The organism is Methanocalculus alkaliphilus, from assembly GCF_024170505.1.
In the GTDB taxonomy this organism is placed as follows: domain Archaea; phylum Halobacteriota; class Methanomicrobia; order Methanomicrobiales; family Methanocorpusculaceae; genus Methanocalculus; species Methanocalculus alkaliphilus.
On sequence record NZ_JALJYG010000002.1, the window covers coordinates 60733 to 78233 of the forward strand.

The window sequence follows — 17501 nt, forward strand, 5'->3', positions numbered from 1 at the left end:
AGCAGCCTTTATACCTTGTATTCTGACTGAAATGTTCCAAAGAGCCTTGAGAGTGAAGCTCCTTTGTACATGCTCTTGAGGAGATCCTTTTTAAAGAATTCATCAATGAATGTATGAAATACGTACGCCGGAATTGGCTTTGGTGATACGGGATCGAGGATAATACGAAAGCTACGGTACTGGGCGGGGTCGTCATCTGCATATATTCCCTGCCAGAGCGCCGGAAGGGATCCAAAGGTATCAGGATGATTCTTCTTCAGCCAGTTAATAAACGGCTTGAATAGGGGGCGATCCCCTTTCTTCTCTTCATCTACCCTCCATCGCATATACTCTCCTGCCATGATGGATCGTGGGGATTCATAACTATACCCTGCCACGCTCAGCGTGTAGTCGATATGGGCGACGGCATCGAGCCAGTGGAACCAGAGAACGGGATCAAAATCTGAGGCTGATTCAAGGACAAGTGATTTTGAGTAGAGATATTCAAGCTCACGCATATACTCATTCTTCTCTATCATAGGTGAGTATGAGAAGGGCAGAGAAAAAAGGGTTGCTATAAAGGCATCTGCTTATTCATAGAATGGGCTGCGGAGGGAGACTGCCTTTTGAATCAGCTCGTCCAGTTCCTGCCCATTTTTACCCCGGATATCTATTTCATTATCTGTCCTGAGCAGGCAGGGTTTTAATCTTCCATCAGAAGTGATCCGAAGCCGGTTACAATGTGCACAGAACTCAGTATTGTGCAAAGGTCTGACAACCTCAACCTCGGCACCATCGACACAGTATTTCTTCCTGTGGTGCATCCGCCGGGTCAGAACTTCTGTCGCCTCAGATGCAATCTGATCTTCGATACCATTGAGTTCTGCATGTGAGTCACAGTTGTTGAAATGCATCAGTTCAATGATCTGGAGGACCAGATCGCGGTTTCCCCGTACAAAATCGAAGAAATCAGGGAGTTCATCCTCGTTCATACCTTTAAGGAGAACGACATTCAGTTTCACCGGGGTCAGGCCGGCATCGAGTGATGCGTCTATCCCGGCCAGGACATCAGATAAAAGGTCCTTTCCTGTTATCGTAATATAACGATCATTTTGGAGCGTATCAAGACTGATATTAACCCTGGAGAGGCCGGCTTTCTTGAGATCATACGCCTGATCTGCAAGGAGCGTTCCGTTTGTCGTCATCGACGACTCTACCCTTGATGGAACAGACCCGATGATCTCAACAAGATCATCGCGCAGTGTTGGTTCACCTCCGGTGAATTTGATGCTCCTGATGGGATAGCGGGTCACTGCCCCGATAATATTGATGATCTCATCAGTTGTCATCAGTCTGCCGGCCTCCTTCTCCCCTTCTGCATGGCAGTATATACAATTGAGATTGCAGGCCGGGGTAAGGGAGATTCTTACGTTCGTGACAGGCCGACCGTAGGGGTCAATCAGTGCTGGCATCATCTCTTCTATGGATATAGTTTTTTGCAACTATATATGTCTCAGTGCTCCCCTTCCTGGTAGCCCTTGTCCGATAGACCCGTACTGAATAGAAGTTATTGCGGACCTCGGTGAGAAAGTCGTTGAATAATTCTCCCTGAAATGTCTTAACAACAAAATTTCCCCCTTGTTTAAGAATTCCCTGTGAAAATTCGAGGGCTTTTTCATTCAGGTCGATGATGCGCGCCTGATCATAGCTCTTCTTCCCTGAAAGTTTTGGTGAGACATCACAGATGACAACACTCACCGGATCGACAATTCTCCTGACCTCTGACTGAATGAGAGGATCAGTGAAGTCCCCGATTATTGTTCTGACACCTTCAAGGGGTGAGATCGGTTGAAGGTCTACCCCGACGATGACGCCCTCGGTCAGGTTACGGAGCACCTGAAGCCAGCTGCCAGGGGCGCACCCGAGATCGACGACATTATCTGTCGGGCGGAGTATGCCAAATTTTGAATTGATATCCAGTAACTTATAGGAGGCTCTGGATCGATACCCCTCCTGTGTAGCATGTTTGTACGTAGAATCGCGTGACCATTGGGAACCCATGATGATATTACTCCTGTACCCGAATGCTTTTATCTGCATGGGTAACGATAATAGAACAATATAATTTATCCGTATTTAGTTCTTAATAAAATAATAAGGGGTTTGTGATGTTAAAAGCAACGATAGATGCAGACATTTTCAGAGAATCAATAGACTCGGTCTCCGCTCTCGTCGGAGAATGTCGTCTTCACATTGATGAAAAAGGGATACGTACAAGAGCGGTTGACACATCAAATGTCGCTATGGTCTCCCTTGAACTTGATGCTGATGCCTTCCAGTCCTATAGCGCAACAGAACTGGATATCGGACTGGATATTGCAAAGATGAAGAATATCCTCGGGATGGTCGGGAAGAGTGATCCAATCGATCTCGAACTTGATGCAGAAGGGAAGAAGCTCTCGATAAGTTTCAGAAGCTATAAGTATTCGATCTCGCTCCTTGACACAAAAACGATCAGAAAGGATCCAAACCCGCCGAATCTTAATCTGCCGGCAGTTGTGACCATCACTGGTGAAGCATTAAATAATGCCATAAAGGCAGCAGGTGTCGTATCGGACAAGATTGCCCTGATGGTAGACCCTGAGCGCTCCGTTTTAGCCATGGTTGCTGAGGGGGACTCTGATAATATCAGGCTTGAGCTTGGACAGGATGAGGTAACTTTTGTTGAGCTTGCAGAGGCTCGTTCCCTCTTCTCGCTCGATTATCTCAAAGATATGGGGAAGGTTATGGGGAGGGCCTCCTCTGTTGACATCCGTCTGGGTATCGATCACCCCGTTCAGTTTGCATTTACAATTGCCTCAGATAAAGGGCGCGTCGGGTATCTCCTCGCACCCCGTATCGAGGCGGACTGATGAAGTTACAGATTGGCCTGCAGGAATTAGCACACTATCCTTTTTTAAAAGAAGCTCAGAGGATCATTGCAGATCGCGGGATCTCTCTCCTGACAATAACGCAGAACCGGGAAAGTCGTCTCTTTCTTGAGGCGGCGGTTCAGCGGATTCGCGATGCAGCCCAAACCAGGGACGCACGGGGTTACAATGAGGCCGAAGAGCCCTTTTCGGCTATTGTCAGCTATGCGCTGGCACGGATTCTTATTTCCTGTATAAAAAATAGGAATGGTATCGGGTTACTATCACGATTTGAAGCAGAACGAGCCCTTTACTTCATACAGATTGAGGAGAATCAAAATCTGAAGAACCATCTCTTCCGGGAACTTGGCATGCCCCTTCCCGGGGGAATACTGCCTTTAACCCAATATATTGAATTATCCTCATCACTTCGTGAAGAGCGGTTTCGTCTTGTGAACCGTGATCTCTGGAAAGGGATGGTCAGGCTCAGCCATGAAGATGAGGAGACCCTCCTCCGTGAACGAATCAGAAGAATTCTCCTTGATCAACTCCCTCTCGATCTCCCAAAGAATGTCTGCACTGATCTTTCGGTGTATGTCACTGAAGTGGAGGGCATCATTTCGGAGAGAATAACCATTGAATACGGAGCTGTGGATGAGGCCGGCTTCCCCCCATGTATCCGTGCGCTGTATGATGCCGCCGGAGAAGGCCGTCCTCTCACACATTCGGGACGGTTTGCGCTAACTACCTTCCTCCACACCATTGGAATGGAGACGACCGGAATCATCAGTCTCTTCTCCGGGGGCAGTGGTTTTGATCTTGAGATGACATCATACCAGGTTAATCACATCATCAGTCAGGGAGATGAGGGGTATACAACCCCCTCCTGTGCAACGATGAGGACCCATGGCATATGTGTAGGAAAGAATAAAAACTGTGAGCAGGTAAATCACCCATTGAACTATTATCGGCGGAGAAAGAAAACAACTAAAAAATAGTTATATTGCCTTTTCTATAACCGTATATCCGGCGCCGATAAGGATAAAGATGAAGCAAAGAAGCGCTGCGAGGTAGGCGTACCCCGGGTCCATGATCATTGGAAGTCCGATAAGCAGAGCTAGAAAGATGAACAGGCTTGTAATGCCGATGGCGATATCCATAAGCCATGACTGCATGAGGATATACTAGAACATCAGGGCTATTATGGTTTTCCAATCATCCGGGAATTCCACTGGCAGACCATAGCATCTATCTCCCCCAGGGTTCATCCCTAACTATGATTCCTTCAGATCCACTTTCGCTCTTACAGGAATATGTAGAATCTGACCCATTAATCGAACACTGTCTGGCAACCGGTGCGATCATGCGGGAGGTTGCCCCCTCTCTGGATGGAGATCCCGATCTCTGGTGGACGATCGGGGTACTGCATGATATCGATTATGAGATCGTCAACGGGGATATGGCAAGGCATGGAGTGGAAGGTGCCACTATCCTCCTCAGCAAAGGTGTATCTGAAGAGATTACTGAGGCGATCCAAAGGCATAACCACCTTCTCTTTACCGACCATTCATCGCCCCTCGATCGTGCCCTTCAGGCCTCAGACAGTATCTCCGGGCTGATAATTGCCTGCGCCCTCGTCAAGGGAGGGGCAATCGGTGATGTTACTGTCAGAACGGTTAAGAAGAAGATGAAGGATAAGGGATTTGCCGCAGGGTGTGATCGTGATCGTATTCGTACCATCGAAGATGTGATGGATCAGGATCTCTTTATCGAAACAGCCATCAAAGGTATTTCGAGGATCTGGAGGTGGCCCAGGGATGAGTGAGAAGATGTCTGATACGGCGAAGGAAGAAGTGATTAATGAGCTTACCATTGCTCTTGAGAAGCTCAGGAGGGGGATGGATGCTCGCCTGATCCCGGAGGTTGGAAGTAATCTGGTGTATGCCCTCCCAGGTGCGCGTGATCCTGGTGATGTTGCCGGAGTAGAGGGGCGGATCGTCCGGCTGCGCGGATCAATTCATCCTGTCGGGGAGGTTGCGTTTGGTGCGAGTGATCATATCGCCCGCATTGTCCTTACTGCGATGAGATTTGACCCTGAGGTGAGATCGGCAGCAAATATCAGGTTCTCTGATACCCTTGCAACACTCCTTGACGAGCTCTCGTTTGATCTCTGCTGGTTTGATCGAACACAAGAGCCTCCGAGTATCAGGACAATGGACTGGGGGGTGGCATCCTGTTGTAAAGATCATGTTCCGGATAGTATCATTGACAGGGGTGCTGTTGGAAAAGAACCAATGATACGTATTCTCGGCCCCGATCCCATGTCGGTAACAAACACAATAGTTATGTTGTCTTCGCGCATTACTAATATGGAAATCTGAGGACGATTTACATGGGAATAAAACCAAGCTACATCAAATCCATTGGAACCGGTCTGCTCGAGAGGCATGAAACATACTTTTCAAACGATTATGACGATAATAAGCATGCCGTCTCAAATCTGACCACTATCGAGAGCAAGGATGTTCGGAACCGGGTGGCTGGGTACATTACGAGAAAGGTAAATACCAGAAGACGAAGATAACTACTTCATGTTTCAGGGAATTATCCCCGCTATTATAACTCCTTTTCAAAGAACCCCTTCAATGGAGATTGATATTGAAGGGCTTCGCTCAAATATCGAACAGCTCCTGACACAGGGTGTTCATGGTATTGTTCCATGTGGTTCCACCGGGGAATCTGCCACCCTGAACTTTCAGGAGCATGAAACGGTAATTGAAGAGGTGGTATCAGCAGTTGGCAGCAGTATCCCTGTTATTGCGGGAACAGGATCAAATAACACCGATGAGGCACTGACGCTCACAAAGGCTGCAAAAAAGATTGGAGCGGATGCAGCCCTTGTTATCAGCCCCTATTATAACAAGCCCAACCGCGCGGGCCTGGTGAAACATTATACTCTCCTTGCTGATACCGGGCTACCGATAATCGTCTATAATGTTCCATCACGTACCGGACAGAACCTTCCGGCAGATCTGATCATTGAGCTTGCAGCCCACCCGAATATTGTCGGAGTCAAGGAAGCAAGCGGCGATCTCGGGCAGATGTCACAGATCATTGAGGGAACCCGGCATCTTGACAGGGAGCATCCCTTCTGTGTCCTCTCAGGCGATGATAATCTGACCCTTCCGTTGATGGCACTTGGCGGAACTGGTGTTATTTCTGTGGCTGCAAACATTGAGGCTGCCAGAATGGTAGCACTGTACACAGCAATACAGGAGGGTTCACTTGAGAGGGCCAGAGAGATCCATTATGAGCTCTCCCCCCTCTTTCGGGCGATGTTCATCGACACAAATCCGGTTCCTGTGAAAAAGGCGATGGATCTTCGAGGACGAGCCGCCGGGCCTTTGAGATTGCCGCTCACTGAGCTTGAAGATGAAGAGACAGATAGATTACAGAAGGTATTGAGTCGATATGATTAAAGTAGCAGTATGTGGCGCGTTTGGTCGGATGGGAACGATCATCGCAAATATGGTACAGGACGATCCCGAACTTGAGTTCATCGGGGGGGTGGATCTCCGCGCCGGAGAGGTGCTTGGCAGACCTGTTGTGGTCTCCGAAGAGCTCGCAGCCTTTCTGGAGGAAAAATCCCCTGATGTTCTGATAGATTTTACCATTGCAGCTGCATCGGTCCAAAATATCGAGATAGCCGCAGCACATGGCGTTGCCCTTGTCATCGGGACAACCGGATTCTCAGAAGAAGAAGAAGAGCGTATCAGAAAAGCGACTGATGGTGTGGTTCCAATCGTGAAAACCACAAACTTCAGTGTCGGCGTGAATACTTTCTGGGAGTTGATCAGGCATGCTGCATCTCTCCTTGGAGATTATGACTGTGAGGTCACGGAAGCACACCACAGATACAAGAAGGATGCGCCAAGTGGTACCGCACGGACGATCATCTCAATCCTTGAGGAGGAGATGGGTGCACGTGAGAAGGTATATGGGCGTGTCGGAATGACGGAGCGGGGTGATGAGATCGGTGTTCATGTCATTCGTGGTGGGGATATTGTCGGTGACCACTCTGTTCTCTTTTCAGGAAATTTTGAAACTATTGAACTTTCTCACCGCGCGTATGATCGCTCGGTCTTCGCCCGTGGCGCGATCCGTGCAGCCAGATGGGTTTCCGGCCAGCCAGCCTCGATGTACACGATGAAAGAGGTTCTTGGGCTCTGAATCAGATGCTCATATCGAAACCTATTTCCCATATTTTTAATAAAAATAGATGTTGGAGGAATCCGATTGGTAGCTATTGTCGATAAAGAGAAATGTACAGGCTGTGAGAATTGTGTTGATATCTGTCCAAGCGCAGCCATCACTATGCAGGATGATCTGGCTGTGGTTGATGCTGATGCCTGCGTTGACTGCGAAAGCTGTGTGGATGAGTGTCCTGTAGAAGCCATCCACATGGAATAGGTTTTTTTTGCCCGGTTTCGGGCGGATTAAAACTCTAACAATTAAATATATTCTCACCCTTACTCTTTTATCCATGATCAATGTCGGAGTTCTCGGTGCTACAGGTGCCGTCGGTCAACGATTCGTTGAGTTACTTGCGGATCACCCATGGTTTCATCTCCAGACACTCACAGCATCAGAGCGGAGTGCAGGTAAACCATATGAAAAGGTTGTCAACTGGAGGCTGGAGACTCCATTCCCTGATGAAATCGGTGATTGCATCGTCAGTCCGACCACAGTCGAGGCTGTTGCAGATCTTGATATTGTCTTCTCTGCCTTACCGTCGGATGTTGCACGACCGCTTGAGGCGGAGCTCGCCGATGCCGGGCTGATTGTATGCAGCAATGCTTCATCCCACCGGATGGATCCAACCGTCCCCCTCCTCATTGCTGAGATCAATCCTGACCACATCGGCCTCATCGATATCCAGCGTGATCATGGCCGTGATGGATGCATAGTGACAAACCCGAACTGCTCAACAATTATGCTCGCATGCTCCCTTGCTCCGCTTCTTCCCTATGATATCCGGGATGTGAAGGTGGCAACACTCCAGGCGATATCAGGAGCAGGATTTGATGGCATTCCCGGAATGGCAATCTGTGACAATGTCATTCCATATATTGGCTCAGAGGAGGAGAAGATGTCCGAGGAGCCGAGAAAGATCCTGGGCAGATTCAATGGTTCTGAGATTGAACCGATAGATTTTCCAATAAGTGCCAGCTGTAACCGTGTTCCTGTCATTGATGGACATATGCTCTCTGTGTTTGTTGAGGCAGGATGCAGTATCGAGGAGGCCAGGAACGCTTTTGATACCTGGCAGGCACCCTTCTCAGGGCTTCCCACACAACCAGAGAAGACGCTGCATGTCTTCTCTCAACCCGACCGACCCCAGACCCGGCTGGATCGAAATCTCGGGGAAGGGATGACAGTCTCCATCGGCAGAATCAGGGAAGGGATACGCTACACGGCTATGGGGCATAACACTATCAGAGGGGCTGCTGGCTCATCTGTACTTAATGCTGAACTTTTAAAGAAGAAAGGATACATCTGAGGGATCATATGCTCATGGATAACACAGTGTTCGTTGGTAACAAACCAGTCATGAATTACGTACTCGCAGTGGTGACACAGTTCAATAATGGCGCAGAAACGGTGGCGATAAAGGCAAGGGGAAAGGCAATCTCCCGGGCCGTTGACACTGCTGAGATCTCCCTGAACCGCTTCCTTGAAGGGGTTGGAAAGAAGGATATTTCCACATCGACCGAAGAGATCGAGACAGATACAGGGAGGACGAATGTATCGAGTATCGAGATCATTCTCAGTAAGGCAATCTGACAATAACTTCCAGGTGGATCATTGTTTCTACCAGAAACACTATATTTTCAAGGAACCATAGAATGAACCATGAAAGCAGGCATTATTCTGGGGGTTCTTATCCTTCTCAGCTTCTGCTGTATGCCTGTTGCCGCATCTGTCGATTCCCGATACAGTTATCTTACCTTTCATTCCGTTGATCTCAGCCTCGAAGAGAGCCGGGCAGTTGTCACTGTCGATTACTCGGTAGACTCAGGGGTTCAGATTCTTGTTCTATTCCTTGGCAATCAGGATTTGAAAAATAAGGTTGAAAGGGTTATGAATTTTGATGGTGCGCGTGTCAGGACTGCCGATCTTAATCGCGCTGTTCTTGTCGTTGACGCGGCATCGTTTGATTATGGTGATGGAAGTTACTGGTTCCCGCATCACGAGTTTCTTGTAACAATCCCTGATGTTACCCTTCGGACCCCGCAGGTAACAAGGGAATATTCCATGGTATCTGTAATCGAGGATGGTATCGGCTATTTTGCGCGATCACAGCAGCAGAGGTCATAAGAGGGATCTCCCCCTCCCCTTTACATCAAACGAACGTCTCCTGAATCCGCTCCAGATCGATGAAGCCTTTCTCGGGATCGGTGTTAAGCAGCCGGACGACAATTTTATTTCCGACTTTGAGTCCTTTTTCATTCTTCACGATGCGGCCTTCAACCGGCGGATCAATGATTCGGGCATAGGTTCCCTTTTCCGCGGCACCGGTGACAATGGCACGGAAGTCTTCCCCAATTCTGTCCTGGAGTAAAACAGCTGCAGCCGCCTTGATCATGAAACGCTCTACTTTTTTTGCCGCCTTTTCAGTGGCTGAGAGGTGTTCGGCGAGCATTTCGAGTTCATCAAACCCGTATGGGGGAGATTTCAAAGCAATTGCGGCTTTGATGAGTCGTTGGATGATAATATCAACATACCGTCGATTTGGTGCTGTGCCATGGGTATAGTCTGTCACAGCGAGGGCAAAGTGGCCGACGGAGTCGTCGTCAGGTGCAGTAGCGATGTACTCCCCGGGGCCCATGAGCTTGACGATTGTCAGGGAGAGGTCCGGAAATGTCTCTGGATCTGCCTTCTTCTGGGAGAGGAGGAAGGCCGCCAGGGCCTGGGAATCCGGCTCTTTTGGTAGTTGGAAATGGCGAGATGCTGCTTCATCGATGATCCCTTCCCAGTTCCCTGGTGTCCGGACGATACGCTGAACCATCGGATAGGACGCCTCCTTCAGCCGGTTTACAAGGGTCCTGTTGGCGGCGATCATAAACTCTTCGATGAGCGAATGTGCCGGGCTCTCCTTCTGGATGACAAGTCCTGTGACATCCCCATCATCCATAACAGGGGAGGCCTCAATCGTCTGAAGGTCGAGAAATCCCTGCTCTGCCCGTTGCTCCTTCATACGTTCTGCAGCTGTATGTTGGAGAAGGATCTGATCGGCGAGTTCTTCTGTCTCAGGATTGTCATAGGGAAACACTCCTCCTTCTTCGAGCCACTCTCCGACCACTTCGTAGACGAGTTTGGCTTTGTTGCAGACGATTGCAGGATAGACATCTCCATGCTTAACAGATCCATCCGGGAGGACAGCATATTCGATGACAATCGCCATCCGGTCATGGTGTGGGTGGAGGGAGGTGATATCTTCTGAGAGCTTAATTGGGAGCATTGGGTAGGTGACAACGCCGGTATAGATGGAGGTTCCATGTTTTGCAGCATGCCGGTCAGTGGGGGAGCCTTTCCTGACGAGATGATCGACATCAGCGATGGCTACTTTTACGCAAATCTCGTTATCAGGTCCTTCTTTACAATGCTGGATCTGATCGATATCCATTGTATCATGGTTGTCGATTGATACCCAGAGGAGTGATCTGAGATCAACAGCATCGTTTATTTCTTCCGCTATTCTCAATTCCTTCATGGTTCTTACTTCACTGAGCACTTTTTTAGGGAATTTTGGGGAAAAACCGTACGTTTCCATGGCTTTGTCGGCGATTAAACGAAGATTTGGATGATTTCTTTTCTTCATAAGAGATGTGTGGACCTCTGAATTAATGAATCTGTTTAACAGGATGCTCAGAAAATACGTGGCAATTGAGTTAATTATTTATTAATTTACCGCCTTTCTCTTTTTATGAACGTTTTTACGAAGATTTGTATGTTGGTCTTAATCACTGCTCTTGTTTGTACCTGCGCTCTGCCCGTGTCAGCCCAGGCCGGATCTCATACGACATTACAGGTCTGGACTGATGAATCGGTTCTTGGACGAGTAGTGTCGATCACACATGCCCCGGATGATTCGAGTGGAGGATACTCAGTTTCTATAACACGGGGCATGAGCGCCCAACCCGCCAAAACTGGTGATAGCATTTTGGAATATAATGTTCTGATTCTTGGTCCGGGATCTTTTGCCACTGTTTCATTGGCTGATAGAGGTGAGACAATGTTTGGTGGTGGTACCGGAGGTACGGCGATAGTGTTTGAACGGGGAGGCAGCTCCCTATTACCAAAACCGACCCCTGAAGCGACCGATGTCCGCCCGAAAGTTCTTGATAGAATTCTTCTACCAGATGGAGGTGATGTTGATGTTGGGAGAATAACCTCCGTTCGAGGGAAAGGGTATATTCAGAGACAGAACCGGGTTATGAGTGCAACCGTTGGGGAGAGATTAATGGCAGGCGATACTGTCTACGCAGATGATGGATCTGAAGTGATCGTTCAATTAGATCACGGGGGTAGGCAGGTTGTTGAGGGGGGAAACAGCTTACATTTAGAGAGGCAGATTGTTGATAAACCGACGAGTGTTCTGGAACCGATCGTATCAATTATTGAAGATACATGGATGAAGGTGAAAGAATTTCTTTCAGGGGAAAGCTTTTCAAGTATGACGCCTTCGGCTATTGCTGGTGTCCGGGGATAAGATTATAAATGGAAGAGGGATCTTCCACTGCTTTTTTTGGAGAATCACGGTAGGAATACATATCTCTCTGATAATCTCCCAAGAACCTTCAACGAGTAGGTCCTGAAGAAGGTGATGAACGGCACTGTGATGAACAGAATTGCCGGAATTGCAAGTATCATGAATGGCATGAGGAGCAGAAGCAGGAATGAGGCAGGAACGACCATGATCAGATAGAGAAGGAACCCGATGATGACGAAGGGAATGGCGATTATGGCAAGAGCGATGAAGGTGATGATGGCCATCACAATTCCGGCACCAATACCGGCGAGTACCCTGACGATCAGATAAACAAGAGCCTGCATCCACTGGTCTGATAACGTCCGGAGAAGGTTCCTCCAACCTTCAATCACCCCACAGTCCTCTTTTATCATAATCGGGACGACAAAATCGATTGTAAAGAGCATGATAATACCGATAAGAAGGGCAAGAGTGATGAGGGCCGGTATCAGAAGGAGAAGCACCATTGTCCGGGGGAGGATAGCCGGATCGATGAATACCAGGATGACCGGGAGCATGATCGCAGCGATCATCAGCATCAGAAGGATTGTTATTCCTGTTTCAAAGAGGAAGAGTCGGAATCCCTTTCCGAGGCGTTCCTTGAAGGGCTCTGTAAGATGGACGTTCCTGGTGCGTATACAGTCAACAAAGACGAACTGGAGGATGGCGCCGATGAGGGTATACACGAGGACAGCGAGGACGACTAATCCGATACCTGCGATGAGGAGTCCGGATATGCCAGGTGATGGTGGCAGGGTCGTGGGGGTGCCGATGCCATTGAAAAAGTCACCATCGAAGTATGAAAAGCCCTGTGGAAATCCACCACCTGCCCCGACGAAGAATGCTATGAGTGCGAGGCGGAGCCATACCCCGGCACGAAAGGGCCAGAGCAGTTCTTTTGAACTCTGGATTGCACGATCAATCTCGGTAAATGCATAATACTTCCCGGTCATATCAGGCTGATAGCGTTCTCTTCCTTATAAAACCATGTCCTGTATCCGGGTACCTCTGAATCGGTATGTTCAAATCTTAATCAAAAAATCTGATTCATAACGGAAAGAGTACCCTGTCCAGAAAATCAATTAATAATTGATATATATGAATCGATTATTCTTGTATTATACTGATAGGTGCAGGTACTGTTTCTGGGGTGAATACTATGGAGAGGCTTGAAGCAATTGGCATCATCTTAATTGTTTTTGGGATATTGGGACTGATAGGTACCGGATACAGTTATACACTCGGGACTGCTTCGGAAATTCAAAGAGTACTTGATGATTCCAGTACCATTCTGGATCGTCATGAGAGCTCGATACGATCAACCGGTGAGACCGTTCAGGGTATTGGCCAGCCATTACAGCTGGTTGGGAAGTCTATGGGGGATGCCGGTACTCTTATCAACATGATTCCATTCGTTTCTGCCGGAGATCCACTTGTTGATGCTGGTGGGATCATGCATACAATTGGATCCGAGATGGATGGTGCCGGATCTGATCTTATTGATACATCAGATGATATGAAGACCCTGGCTGAAAATCTCTCCCTGCTGAGTGATGATATTGTGGTAATCATGAATATGGCGATGATGGGCATTGGGTTGATGTCGATTATGATCATCCTTGTCGGGGTAGGTTTTATGGAGATTGCTTCAGACAGAAGAGAGCGGGTTCAGTTACGACGTGATATAGATGAGCTGAAACGGAGGTAATGTACCGGTTTTCCGAATGGCTCCTAATCATTTTCCATAGAAGAGATCCTCCTGTCGTTCCTTACCCAAATTACTTGTTTATTCAGCCTATTTTGGCCTCTATGAGATTGGTACACCGATCCATACCGGACCTTCCATCAGCCGAAAGGATGACTCAGATGTCAGCCCCCTCTTGGCCCGATTGCGACAAAAACAACAATAAAGAGAGTTAAGAAGAAAGCGACAAAGGTGATCGGCTCCTGAAGGTGCTCAGGGATAAAGGAGTAGAGTATTGGGGCGAGGAGACCGATGAGGAGCAGAACCAGGCCTGTGATGAGATATGTATACACCTCTCTATCCGACATGATCAGATCGTTCATCTGATCTCATACTAGTAAATAATTTGGTGAACGCCCCTGTGCTTGTACAAACAATGATGACCAGTACCTCAGATCATTCTGCGGTAGTACCAAATCCGGTGAGTACAATCTGAACACCATAGAAAATCAATAGCTCTGGGCATTGTCGAATGCATATAGGCTGTCTGGGATATTCATTGCATCATTGTTCGAGGATGCTGCCATAAGAAGGTATCAGAAGATCCGAATATTTTTATCTGTCCACAAGTGGCATTCATCATTCTGATGTCAGAGGAACGATACGACAAAGGCCTTGCCCAACTCGAGAAGATGGGTGGCGAATCGGTGCAGGCGATGCTTCATCAACTGGATGATATGTCACCTGATCTCACCAGAATGACAGTTGCGTTTGCGTATGGTGATGTGCTCTCCCGCCCCGGACTCGATCTCCGAACACGCCAGCTTGCGACTGTTGCCGCTCTTACGGCTCTCGGTACAGCCCCGGTCCAGCTCAGGGCCCATATTGATATGGCACTTGCTGTTGGCTGCACGAGGGACGAGATCCGTGAGGTCATCATACAGATGGCGGTGTATGCAGGATTCCCTGCTGCCCTCAATGGAATGGCGGCGGCAAAGGAGGTTTTCAGGGGTCGGGATGAGGGGGAGACGGGGTGAGGTCCATCCTTTCGCCTATGAATCAATGGCACTATCCCCATCACAGATCAGCCAGTCCTTGAAGCTGCTGTAAGGATACATGCTTTTCCCACAAAGCAAGGTGATACCATATTACAAAAAATTTTACTACTTATAGAGGAATAGTATCCTGATATGAGCTCCGAATCCATCTCCATGGAGGATATGAAAAAAGAGATAGATACTCTGAAAAAGGAGATCAAAAAGATCAAATCTAATATGATCGATCCAGATTCTATCCTAACCGAAGAAGATTATATCTTCCTCCAGAAATACCGGAAGGAAAAGGAAAAAGGGCAGCTGCTCTCTGAATCCGAAGTGAGAAATGGACTGGGTCTCTGAATGTATCTGATCAGGTTCTCCTCACAGTCTTATAATTTTTTGAATGATATCACACATAAAAGCAGAAGCCGGATCTTCGCGAAAATCGAGAAACTCAAAGAGAATCCTGTGCCCCGTGGTGCTATACGAATCAAGGGAACAAAAGAAGAGATCTTCCGCATCAGGGTTGGAGATTACAGAATACTCTATGAAGCAGATACGGAAGTGAAAATTATCGGCATAATAAAGATCGGGAAACGCTCGAATATCTACTGACCACAATGGCAAGAGATGTCTGAGCCAGTCCTCTATATTGTATCATAATTCCCGGCATGTAATCGGAGGAACGCGAGGTTTCACGGTGCAGTAAAGGATCGCAGGTTCGACCTTCACTGCCAATATATTCAGAACCCCCAAAGATCGCAGGTGCCGCCCTGATCCGGCGGGCTGGGATGCGGAGGGAGAAAGTATGAAAGTACGTGAGGTTATACACTTGATAGAAGCACAAGGATGGTATCTTGTATCAACCCGTGTTAGTCACCGGCAATACAAACATCCTGTATTACCTGGCAGGATAACAATCCCAGGTAAACCGTCTGATATACTTTCGCCCGGTACCTTGAATAGCATCTGGAAACAAGCAGGGTTAAAGGAGGGTAAATTATGCACAGATTTCTAATTGTCATTGAGAAGGCTGAGACAAACTACGCTGCATACTCACCGGATCTACCCGGCTGTGTGGCAACTGGAAAGACTCGTGAAGAAGCGGAAGAACAGATGCATGAGGCGATCGCGTTTCATATTCAAGGTTTAAAAGAGGATGGTCTCCCTATCTCTGAAGCCCTTCTTCTGCTTCATGGGTACTAGTATGACCGCTCCCGAAAAGTTACCTAAGTAACGGATCCAGGTGGCCCTGCCGCTGGTGGATATTAATGTGGCATCTGTAAGAGAGATGTCGATCCGGCACGGCCTTCCATCCACCCTGCACCTCTGTGGGCCCGGCGCCGCTGGCAGTGGCATGGGCATTACTCTTTGCACAGCTGGTAAAAGATCCCGGCTATAAACGGAATTTTCAGCGGGGGATGAGCCGAGAGTTTCTGTCGAAATCGAGATCGATATAGTGGCAAAAACAGACACAGAGTTTAATGAGACATTCGAGGATCGTGAAGGAGAATAGCAGTTCGCTAAATTTTAAGGAAGCAGAATTTGAGTGGGGGATTTACTCCCTTTCTTTTTCTCTACAGATTCTTCAGCCAGATCTCTCTCTAGTACAAAGTAAAGTATCGTACAGTACAGTATGATGTATAGGCCATACTGATGATCATACTCACCTTTTTTTCCCATCGACCCCTCCAGCCGGGATCCGGATCCGTTTTTTTGTTGCTATCTCTTTAAAAGGGATCCCGGATCATAGTGCAAGTGCATGCAAGTACAAGAGAAACGGAGTTTTTAAAATGGCTAAAACGGCAAAATGTCCTATTCATAACCGTATTAGAAAACAGATCACGCTAACGATCGATCCGGAAAATCACGCATATCTAAAAAACGCAGGCTTTAAGGCATCCCGATTCTTCGATAGAGCGATTAAAGAGCCTAGAAAAAAAATATGGCACGAAACGATATTAATAGTGGCAATATGGCCCCCGACTCTCAAAAAACGGCCAAAAAGCAAGCCTCGGGCGGGAATCGAACCCGCGACCTCTTCCTTACCAAGGAAGCGCGATACCGCTATGCCACCGAGGCATCCTGTCTGCATAATTGCTGCAATGGTTTATCGCACCAATGAGCGAGCCATTTTCAGGCAGGTCATCAGGCAACCGCTGACAGATTGCATTACATAGTTGGCGAGTTCTCCTTTAATACTTTCCGGAATGCCCTCTCCTCTGCGATACGATTCGAGGACGCTTTTATAAACCCAACCCCTTTCCTTCGCCCTGCTCGCACCCGTGTCATATCCTGCAACCTCACCCTCTGAGCATCGGTCTGAGCGTCTCGATGCTTGAGAGGACGCCTTCCAGCGTCTCGACCTCGATCACAGGCGTGATACCCTCACGGTTTACTGCCCGGCAGACCTCCGTAAAGTCGATGGTTCCGGTCTCGACTGCGGTATGTGCATCATTCACCCCATCATTATCATGGATATGAATATGAACAAACGAGTGTTTGAGAAAACCCGGGAGGCAGGCATTCAGATGGGCATGGCCGATATCAAGGGTGAGAGGGGCGCCCTGCAGCAATGGGATCTCATCAGGTGTCCGGAGAAAGAAGTAATCCCAGTTGCCCATATTCTCAACAGAGAATGTGACACCCCGTTGGAGAGCGGCCTCGGTGATCTCCCTGAGTGATCTGGCAAACTGCTCCTCCGCAGCCCCCCGCTCCGCCACCCATGCAAAATAGCCGGGGTGAATGATAACATCTGCATTCACCTCCGCGGCGATTGCGAAGCAATCATCAATCACTTCAACACTCGCCCGTCGTATCGGTTCAAGGAGTGATGCAATATTTACACCACGGGCAGGCGCATGAATTGAGTAATCGAATGAATATGACTCAAGTATCTCGGAAGAGCTGATATAATGCAGCCCGTCATCCATCAGCTCGATCATATCGGTGATCTCAGAGAGCCTCTCAAGTGCGTAAGAGAGAGGATGTGTATGCAGGCAGTACGTTGAGACCGAGAACATACTCTTCAATCAATAGATTCGGTGATAAAAGTGTGGGATCAGCGATGCCCGGATAGA

27 protein-coding genes and 1 tRNA gene are annotated in these 17501 nt (G+C 48.2%); 19 read left to right on the forward strand and 9 right to left on the reverse strand.

Annotated features, from left to right (window positions below; all coding sequences use genetic code 11):
• Positions 1 to 8: 8 nt before the first annotated feature.
• Genes J2T58_RS01955 through J2T58_RS01965 form a run of 3 tightly spaced genes read right to left on the reverse strand, consistent with a single transcriptional unit; the run spans position 9 to position 2040 of the window.
• A complete protein-coding gene (locus J2T58_RS01955) occupies positions 9 to 518 on the reverse strand; it encodes a hypothetical protein (RefSeq protein WP_253487027.1) in 510 nt (169 codons plus the stop codon).
• A 51-nt stretch (positions 519 to 569) separates the two neighbouring features.
• Positions 570 to 1451 carry a GTP 3',8-cyclase MoaA gene (gene moaA / locus J2T58_RS01960; protein WP_253487279.1) on the reverse strand — a complete coding sequence of 294 codons (882 nt, stop codon included), beginning with the start codon at positions 1449 to 1451 and terminating at the stop codon, positions 570 to 572.
• Positions 1435 to 2040, reverse strand: coding sequence for an RlmE family RNA methyltransferase (locus tag J2T58_RS01965; RefSeq protein WP_253487280.1), 606 nt, complete (start codon positions 2038 to 2040; stop codon positions 1435 to 1437). The genes moaA and J2T58_RS01965 overlap by 17 nt, the downstream gene beginning before the upstream one ends.
• A 107-nt stretch (positions 2041 to 2147) precedes the next feature.
• Between J2T58_RS01965 and J2T58_RS01970 the strand changes: the two genes are divergently transcribed.
• On the forward strand, positions 2148 to 2891 hold the full coding sequence (locus J2T58_RS01970; RefSeq protein ID WP_253487029.1) for a DNA polymerase sliding clamp: 744 nt from the start codon (positions 2148 to 2150) through the stop codon (positions 2889 to 2891).
• A complete protein-coding gene (locus J2T58_RS01975; protein WP_253487030.1) occupies positions 2891 to 3886 on the forward strand; it encodes a DNA primase large subunit PriL in 996 nt (331 codons plus the stop codon). Before J2T58_RS01970 ends, J2T58_RS01975 begins: the two co-directional genes overlap by 1 nt.
• On the opposite strand, the gene J2T58_RS01980 is transcribed toward J2T58_RS01975, so the two are convergent.
• On the reverse strand, positions 3887 to 4063 hold the full coding sequence (locus J2T58_RS01980; protein WP_253487031.1) for a hypothetical protein: 177 nt from the start codon (positions 4061 to 4063) through the stop codon (positions 3887 to 3889).
• Positions 4064 to 4164: 101 nt separating this feature from the next.
• Between J2T58_RS01980 and J2T58_RS01985 the strand changes: the two genes are divergently transcribed.
• The 9 genes from J2T58_RS01985 to J2T58_RS02025 all read left to right on the forward strand — a co-directional run bounded on the left by J2T58_RS01985 (position 4165) and on the right by J2T58_RS02025 (position 9266).
• Positions 4165 to 4713, forward strand: coding sequence for an HDIG domain-containing metalloprotein (locus J2T58_RS01985; RefSeq protein ID WP_253487032.1), 549 nt, complete (start codon positions 4165 to 4167; stop codon positions 4711 to 4713).
• Positions 4706 to 5269 carry a thiamine-phosphate synthase family protein gene (locus tag J2T58_RS01990; RefSeq protein ID WP_253487033.1) on the forward strand — a complete coding sequence of 188 codons (564 nt, stop codon included), beginning with the start codon at positions 4706 to 4708 and terminating at the stop codon, positions 5267 to 5269. Before J2T58_RS01985 ends, J2T58_RS01990 begins: the two co-directional genes overlap by 8 nt.
• An 11-nt stretch (positions 5270 to 5280) precedes the next feature.
• Positions 5281 to 5472 carry a 30S ribosomal protein S17e gene (locus J2T58_RS01995; RefSeq protein WP_253487034.1) on the forward strand — a complete coding sequence of 64 codons (192 nt, stop codon included), beginning with the start codon at positions 5281 to 5283 and terminating at the stop codon, positions 5470 to 5472.
• A gap of 7 nt (positions 5473 to 5479) precedes the next feature.
• Complete coding sequence (gene dapA / locus J2T58_RS02000) at positions 5480 to 6367, forward strand: 4-hydroxy-tetrahydrodipicolinate synthase (RefSeq protein WP_253487036.1); 888 nt, start codon at positions 5480 to 5482, stop codon at positions 6365 to 6367.
• Complete coding sequence (gene dapB / locus J2T58_RS02005; protein ID WP_253487038.1) at positions 6360 to 7118, forward strand: 4-hydroxy-tetrahydrodipicolinate reductase; 759 nt, start codon at positions 6360 to 6362, stop codon at positions 7116 to 7118. The genes dapA and dapB overlap by 8 nt, the downstream gene beginning before the upstream one ends.
• A gap of 66 nt (positions 7119 to 7184) precedes the next feature.
• Positions 7185 to 7358, forward strand: coding sequence for a ferredoxin family protein (locus J2T58_RS02010; protein WP_253487041.1), 174 nt, complete (start codon positions 7185 to 7187; stop codon positions 7356 to 7358).
• Positions 7359 to 7431: 73 nt separating this feature from the next.
• Positions 7432 to 8448: an aspartate-semialdehyde dehydrogenase gene (asd, locus tag J2T58_RS02015; protein WP_253487044.1), complete on the forward strand. Its 1017-nt coding sequence runs from the start codon at positions 7432 to 7434 to the stop codon at positions 8446 to 8448.
• A gap of 8 nt (positions 8449 to 8456) precedes the next feature.
• A complete protein-coding gene (gene albA / locus J2T58_RS02020) occupies positions 8457 to 8732 on the forward strand; it encodes a DNA-binding protein Alba (protein ID WP_253487046.1) in 276 nt (91 codons plus the stop codon).
• 69 nt (positions 8733 to 8801) lie between these two features.
• The gene (locus J2T58_RS02025; protein WP_253487049.1) at positions 8802 to 9266 is read left to right on the forward strand and encodes a hypothetical protein; all 465 of its coding nucleotides are present in this window, start codon (positions 8802 to 8804) and stop codon (positions 9264 to 9266) included.
• A gap of 25 nt (positions 9267 to 9291) precedes the next feature.
• Here the strand turns inward: J2T58_RS02025 and J2T58_RS02030 are convergent, their stop codons facing one another.
• Positions 9292 to 10662 carry an RNB domain-containing ribonuclease gene (locus J2T58_RS02030; RefSeq protein WP_366518426.1) on the reverse strand — a complete coding sequence of 457 codons (1371 nt, stop codon included), beginning with the start codon at positions 10660 to 10662 and terminating at the stop codon, positions 9292 to 9294.
• Between the two features lie 450 nt (positions 10663 to 11112).
• Between J2T58_RS02030 and J2T58_RS02035 the strand changes: the two genes are divergently transcribed.
• Positions 11113 to 11661, forward strand: a complete 549-nt coding sequence (locus tag J2T58_RS02035) for a FecR family protein (protein WP_253487053.1) — start codon at positions 11113 to 11115, stop codon at positions 11659 to 11661.
• A gap of 44 nt (positions 11662 to 11705) precedes the next feature.
• On the opposite strand, the gene J2T58_RS02040 is transcribed toward J2T58_RS02035, so the two are convergent.
• Entirely contained in the window at positions 11706 to 12653 is a 948-nt protein-coding gene (locus J2T58_RS02040) for a DUF7544 domain-containing protein (RefSeq protein ID WP_253487054.1), read from the reverse strand.
• A 206-nt stretch (positions 12654 to 12859) separates the two neighbouring features.
• Between J2T58_RS02040 and J2T58_RS02045 the strand changes: the two genes are divergently transcribed.
• Complete coding sequence (locus J2T58_RS02045) at positions 12860 to 13408, forward strand: hypothetical protein (protein WP_253487055.1); 549 nt, start codon at positions 12860 to 12862, stop codon at positions 13406 to 13408.
• A 161-nt stretch (positions 13409 to 13569) separates the two neighbouring features.
• Here J2T58_RS02045 and J2T58_RS02050 read toward each other — a convergent pair whose 3' ends face one another.
• A complete protein-coding gene (locus J2T58_RS02050) occupies positions 13570 to 13767 on the reverse strand; it encodes a hypothetical protein (RefSeq protein WP_253487056.1) in 198 nt (65 codons plus the stop codon).
• 264 nt (positions 13768 to 14031) lie between these two features.
• Between J2T58_RS02050 and J2T58_RS02055 the strand changes: the two genes are divergently transcribed.
• From J2T58_RS02055 to J2T58_RS02075, 6 genes are all read left to right on the forward strand, one after another.
• Positions 14032 to 14421, forward strand: a complete 390-nt coding sequence (locus J2T58_RS02055) for a carboxymuconolactone decarboxylase family protein (protein WP_253487057.1) — start codon at positions 14032 to 14034, stop codon at positions 14419 to 14421.
• A gap of 153 nt (positions 14422 to 14574) precedes the next feature.
• Entirely contained in the window at positions 14575 to 14781 is a 207-nt protein-coding gene (locus tag J2T58_RS02060; RefSeq protein WP_253487058.1) for a hypothetical protein, read from the forward strand.
• Positions 14782 to 15036: a type II toxin-antitoxin system RelE family toxin gene (locus J2T58_RS11190; RefSeq protein ID WP_366518427.1), complete on the forward strand. Its 255-nt coding sequence runs from the start codon at positions 14782 to 14784 to the stop codon at positions 15034 to 15036.
• Between the two features lie 193 nt (positions 15037 to 15229).
• Complete coding sequence (locus tag J2T58_RS02065; RefSeq protein ID WP_253487059.1) at positions 15230 to 15439, forward strand: type II toxin-antitoxin system HicA family toxin; 210 nt, start codon at positions 15230 to 15232, stop codon at positions 15437 to 15439.
• A complete protein-coding gene (locus tag J2T58_RS02070) occupies positions 15424 to 15627 on the forward strand; it encodes a type II toxin-antitoxin system HicB family antitoxin (protein ID WP_253487060.1) in 204 nt (67 codons plus the stop codon). The genes J2T58_RS02065 and J2T58_RS02070 overlap by 16 nt, the downstream gene beginning before the upstream one ends.
• Before the next feature lie 67 nt (positions 15628 to 15694).
• Positions 15695 to 15823: a hypothetical protein gene (locus tag J2T58_RS02075; protein ID WP_253487063.1), complete on the forward strand. Its 129-nt coding sequence runs from the start codon at positions 15695 to 15697 to the stop codon at positions 15821 to 15823.
• Positions 15824 to 16431: 608 nt separating this feature from the next.
• On the opposite strand, the gene J2T58_RS02080 is transcribed toward J2T58_RS02075, so the two are convergent.
• Together J2T58_RS02080 and J2T58_RS02085 are read right to left on the reverse strand one after the other, a co-directional pair.
• A tRNA-Thr gene (locus tag J2T58_RS02080) sits at positions 16432 to 16503 on the reverse strand.
• 221 nt (positions 16504 to 16724) lie between these two features.
• Positions 16725 to 17444, reverse strand: coding sequence for a sugar phosphate isomerase/epimerase family protein (locus tag J2T58_RS02085; protein ID WP_253487066.1), 720 nt, complete (start codon positions 17442 to 17444; stop codon positions 16725 to 16727).
• Between the last annotated feature and the right edge of the window lie 57 nt (positions 17445 to 17501).

Excerpts from the sequence above, each read along its gene's own strand:
- J2T58_RS01955 (WP_253487027.1), bottom strand. The coding sequence starts at position 518 with ATGATAGAGAAGAATGAGTATATGCGTGAGCTTGAATATCTCTACTCA.
- moaA (WP_253487279.1), bottom strand. The coding sequence starts at position 1,451 with ATGCCAGCACTGATTGACCCCTACGGTCGGCCTGTCACGAACGTAAGA.
- J2T58_RS01965 (WP_253487280.1), bottom strand. The coding sequence starts at position 2,040 with ATGGGTTCCCAATGGTCACGCGATTCTACGTACAAACATGCTACACAG.
- J2T58_RS01970 (WP_253487029.1), top strand. The coding sequence starts at position 2,148 with ATGTTAAAAGCAACGATAGATGCAGACATTTTCAGAGAATCAATAGAC.
- J2T58_RS01975 (WP_253487030.1), top strand. The coding sequence starts at position 2,891 with ATGAAGTTACAGATTGGCCTGCAGGAATTAGCACACTATCCTTTTTTA.
- J2T58_RS01980 (WP_253487031.1), bottom strand. The coding sequence starts at position 4,063 with ATGCAGTCATGGCTTATGGATATCGCCATCGGCATTACAAGCCTGTTC.
- J2T58_RS01985 (WP_253487032.1), top strand. The coding sequence starts at position 4,165 with ATGATTCCTTCAGATCCACTTTCGCTCTTACAGGAATATGTAGAATCT.
- J2T58_RS01990 (WP_253487033.1), top strand. The coding sequence starts at position 4,706 with ATGAGTGAGAAGATGTCTGATACGGCGAAGGAAGAAGTGATTAATGAG.
- J2T58_RS01995 (WP_253487034.1), top strand. The coding sequence starts at position 5,281 with ATGGGAATAAAACCAAGCTACATCAAATCCATTGGAACCGGTCTGCTC.
- dapA (WP_253487036.1), top strand. The coding sequence starts at position 5,480 with ATGTTTCAGGGAATTATCCCCGCTATTATAACTCCTTTTCAAAGAACC.
- dapB (WP_253487038.1), top strand. The coding sequence starts at position 6,360 with ATGATTAAAGTAGCAGTATGTGGCGCGTTTGGTCGGATGGGAACGATC.
- asd (WP_253487044.1), top strand. The coding sequence starts at position 7,432 with ATGATCAATGTCGGAGTTCTCGGTGCTACAGGTGCCGTCGGTCAACGA.
- albA (WP_253487046.1), top strand. The coding sequence starts at position 8,457 with ATGCTCATGGATAACACAGTGTTCGTTGGTAACAAACCAGTCATGAAT.
- J2T58_RS02025 (WP_253487049.1), top strand. The coding sequence starts at position 8,802 with ATGAAAGCAGGCATTATTCTGGGGGTTCTTATCCTTCTCAGCTTCTGC.
- J2T58_RS02030 (WP_366518426.1), bottom strand. The coding sequence starts at position 10,662 with ATGAAGGAATTGAGAATAGCGGAAGAAATAAACGATGCTGTTGATCTC.
- J2T58_RS02040 (WP_253487054.1), bottom strand. The coding sequence starts at position 12,653 with ATGACCGGGAAGTATTATGCATTTACCGAGATTGATCGTGCAATCCAG.
- J2T58_RS02045 (WP_253487055.1), top strand. The coding sequence starts at position 12,860 with ATGGAGAGGCTTGAAGCAATTGGCATCATCTTAATTGTTTTTGGGATA.
- J2T58_RS02050 (WP_253487056.1), bottom strand. The coding sequence starts at position 13,767 with ATGAACGATCTGATCATGTCGGATAGAGAGGTGTATACATATCTCATC.
- J2T58_RS02055 (WP_253487057.1), top strand. The coding sequence starts at position 14,032 with ATGTCAGAGGAACGATACGACAAAGGCCTTGCCCAACTCGAGAAGATG.
- J2T58_RS02060 (WP_253487058.1), top strand. The coding sequence starts at position 14,575 with ATGAGCTCCGAATCCATCTCCATGGAGGATATGAAAAAAGAGATAGAT.
- J2T58_RS11190 (WP_366518427.1), top strand. The coding sequence starts at position 14,782 with ATGTATCTGATCAGGTTCTCCTCACAGTCTTATAATTTTTTGAATGAT.
- J2T58_RS02065 (WP_253487059.1), top strand. The coding sequence starts at position 15,230 with ATGAAAGTACGTGAGGTTATACACTTGATAGAAGCACAAGGATGGTAT.
- J2T58_RS02070 (WP_253487060.1), top strand. The coding sequence starts at position 15,424 with ATGCACAGATTTCTAATTGTCATTGAGAAGGCTGAGACAAACTACGCT.
- J2T58_RS02085 (WP_253487066.1), bottom strand. The coding sequence starts at position 17,444 with ATGTTCTCGGTCTCAACGTACTGCCTGCATACACATCCTCTCTCTTAC.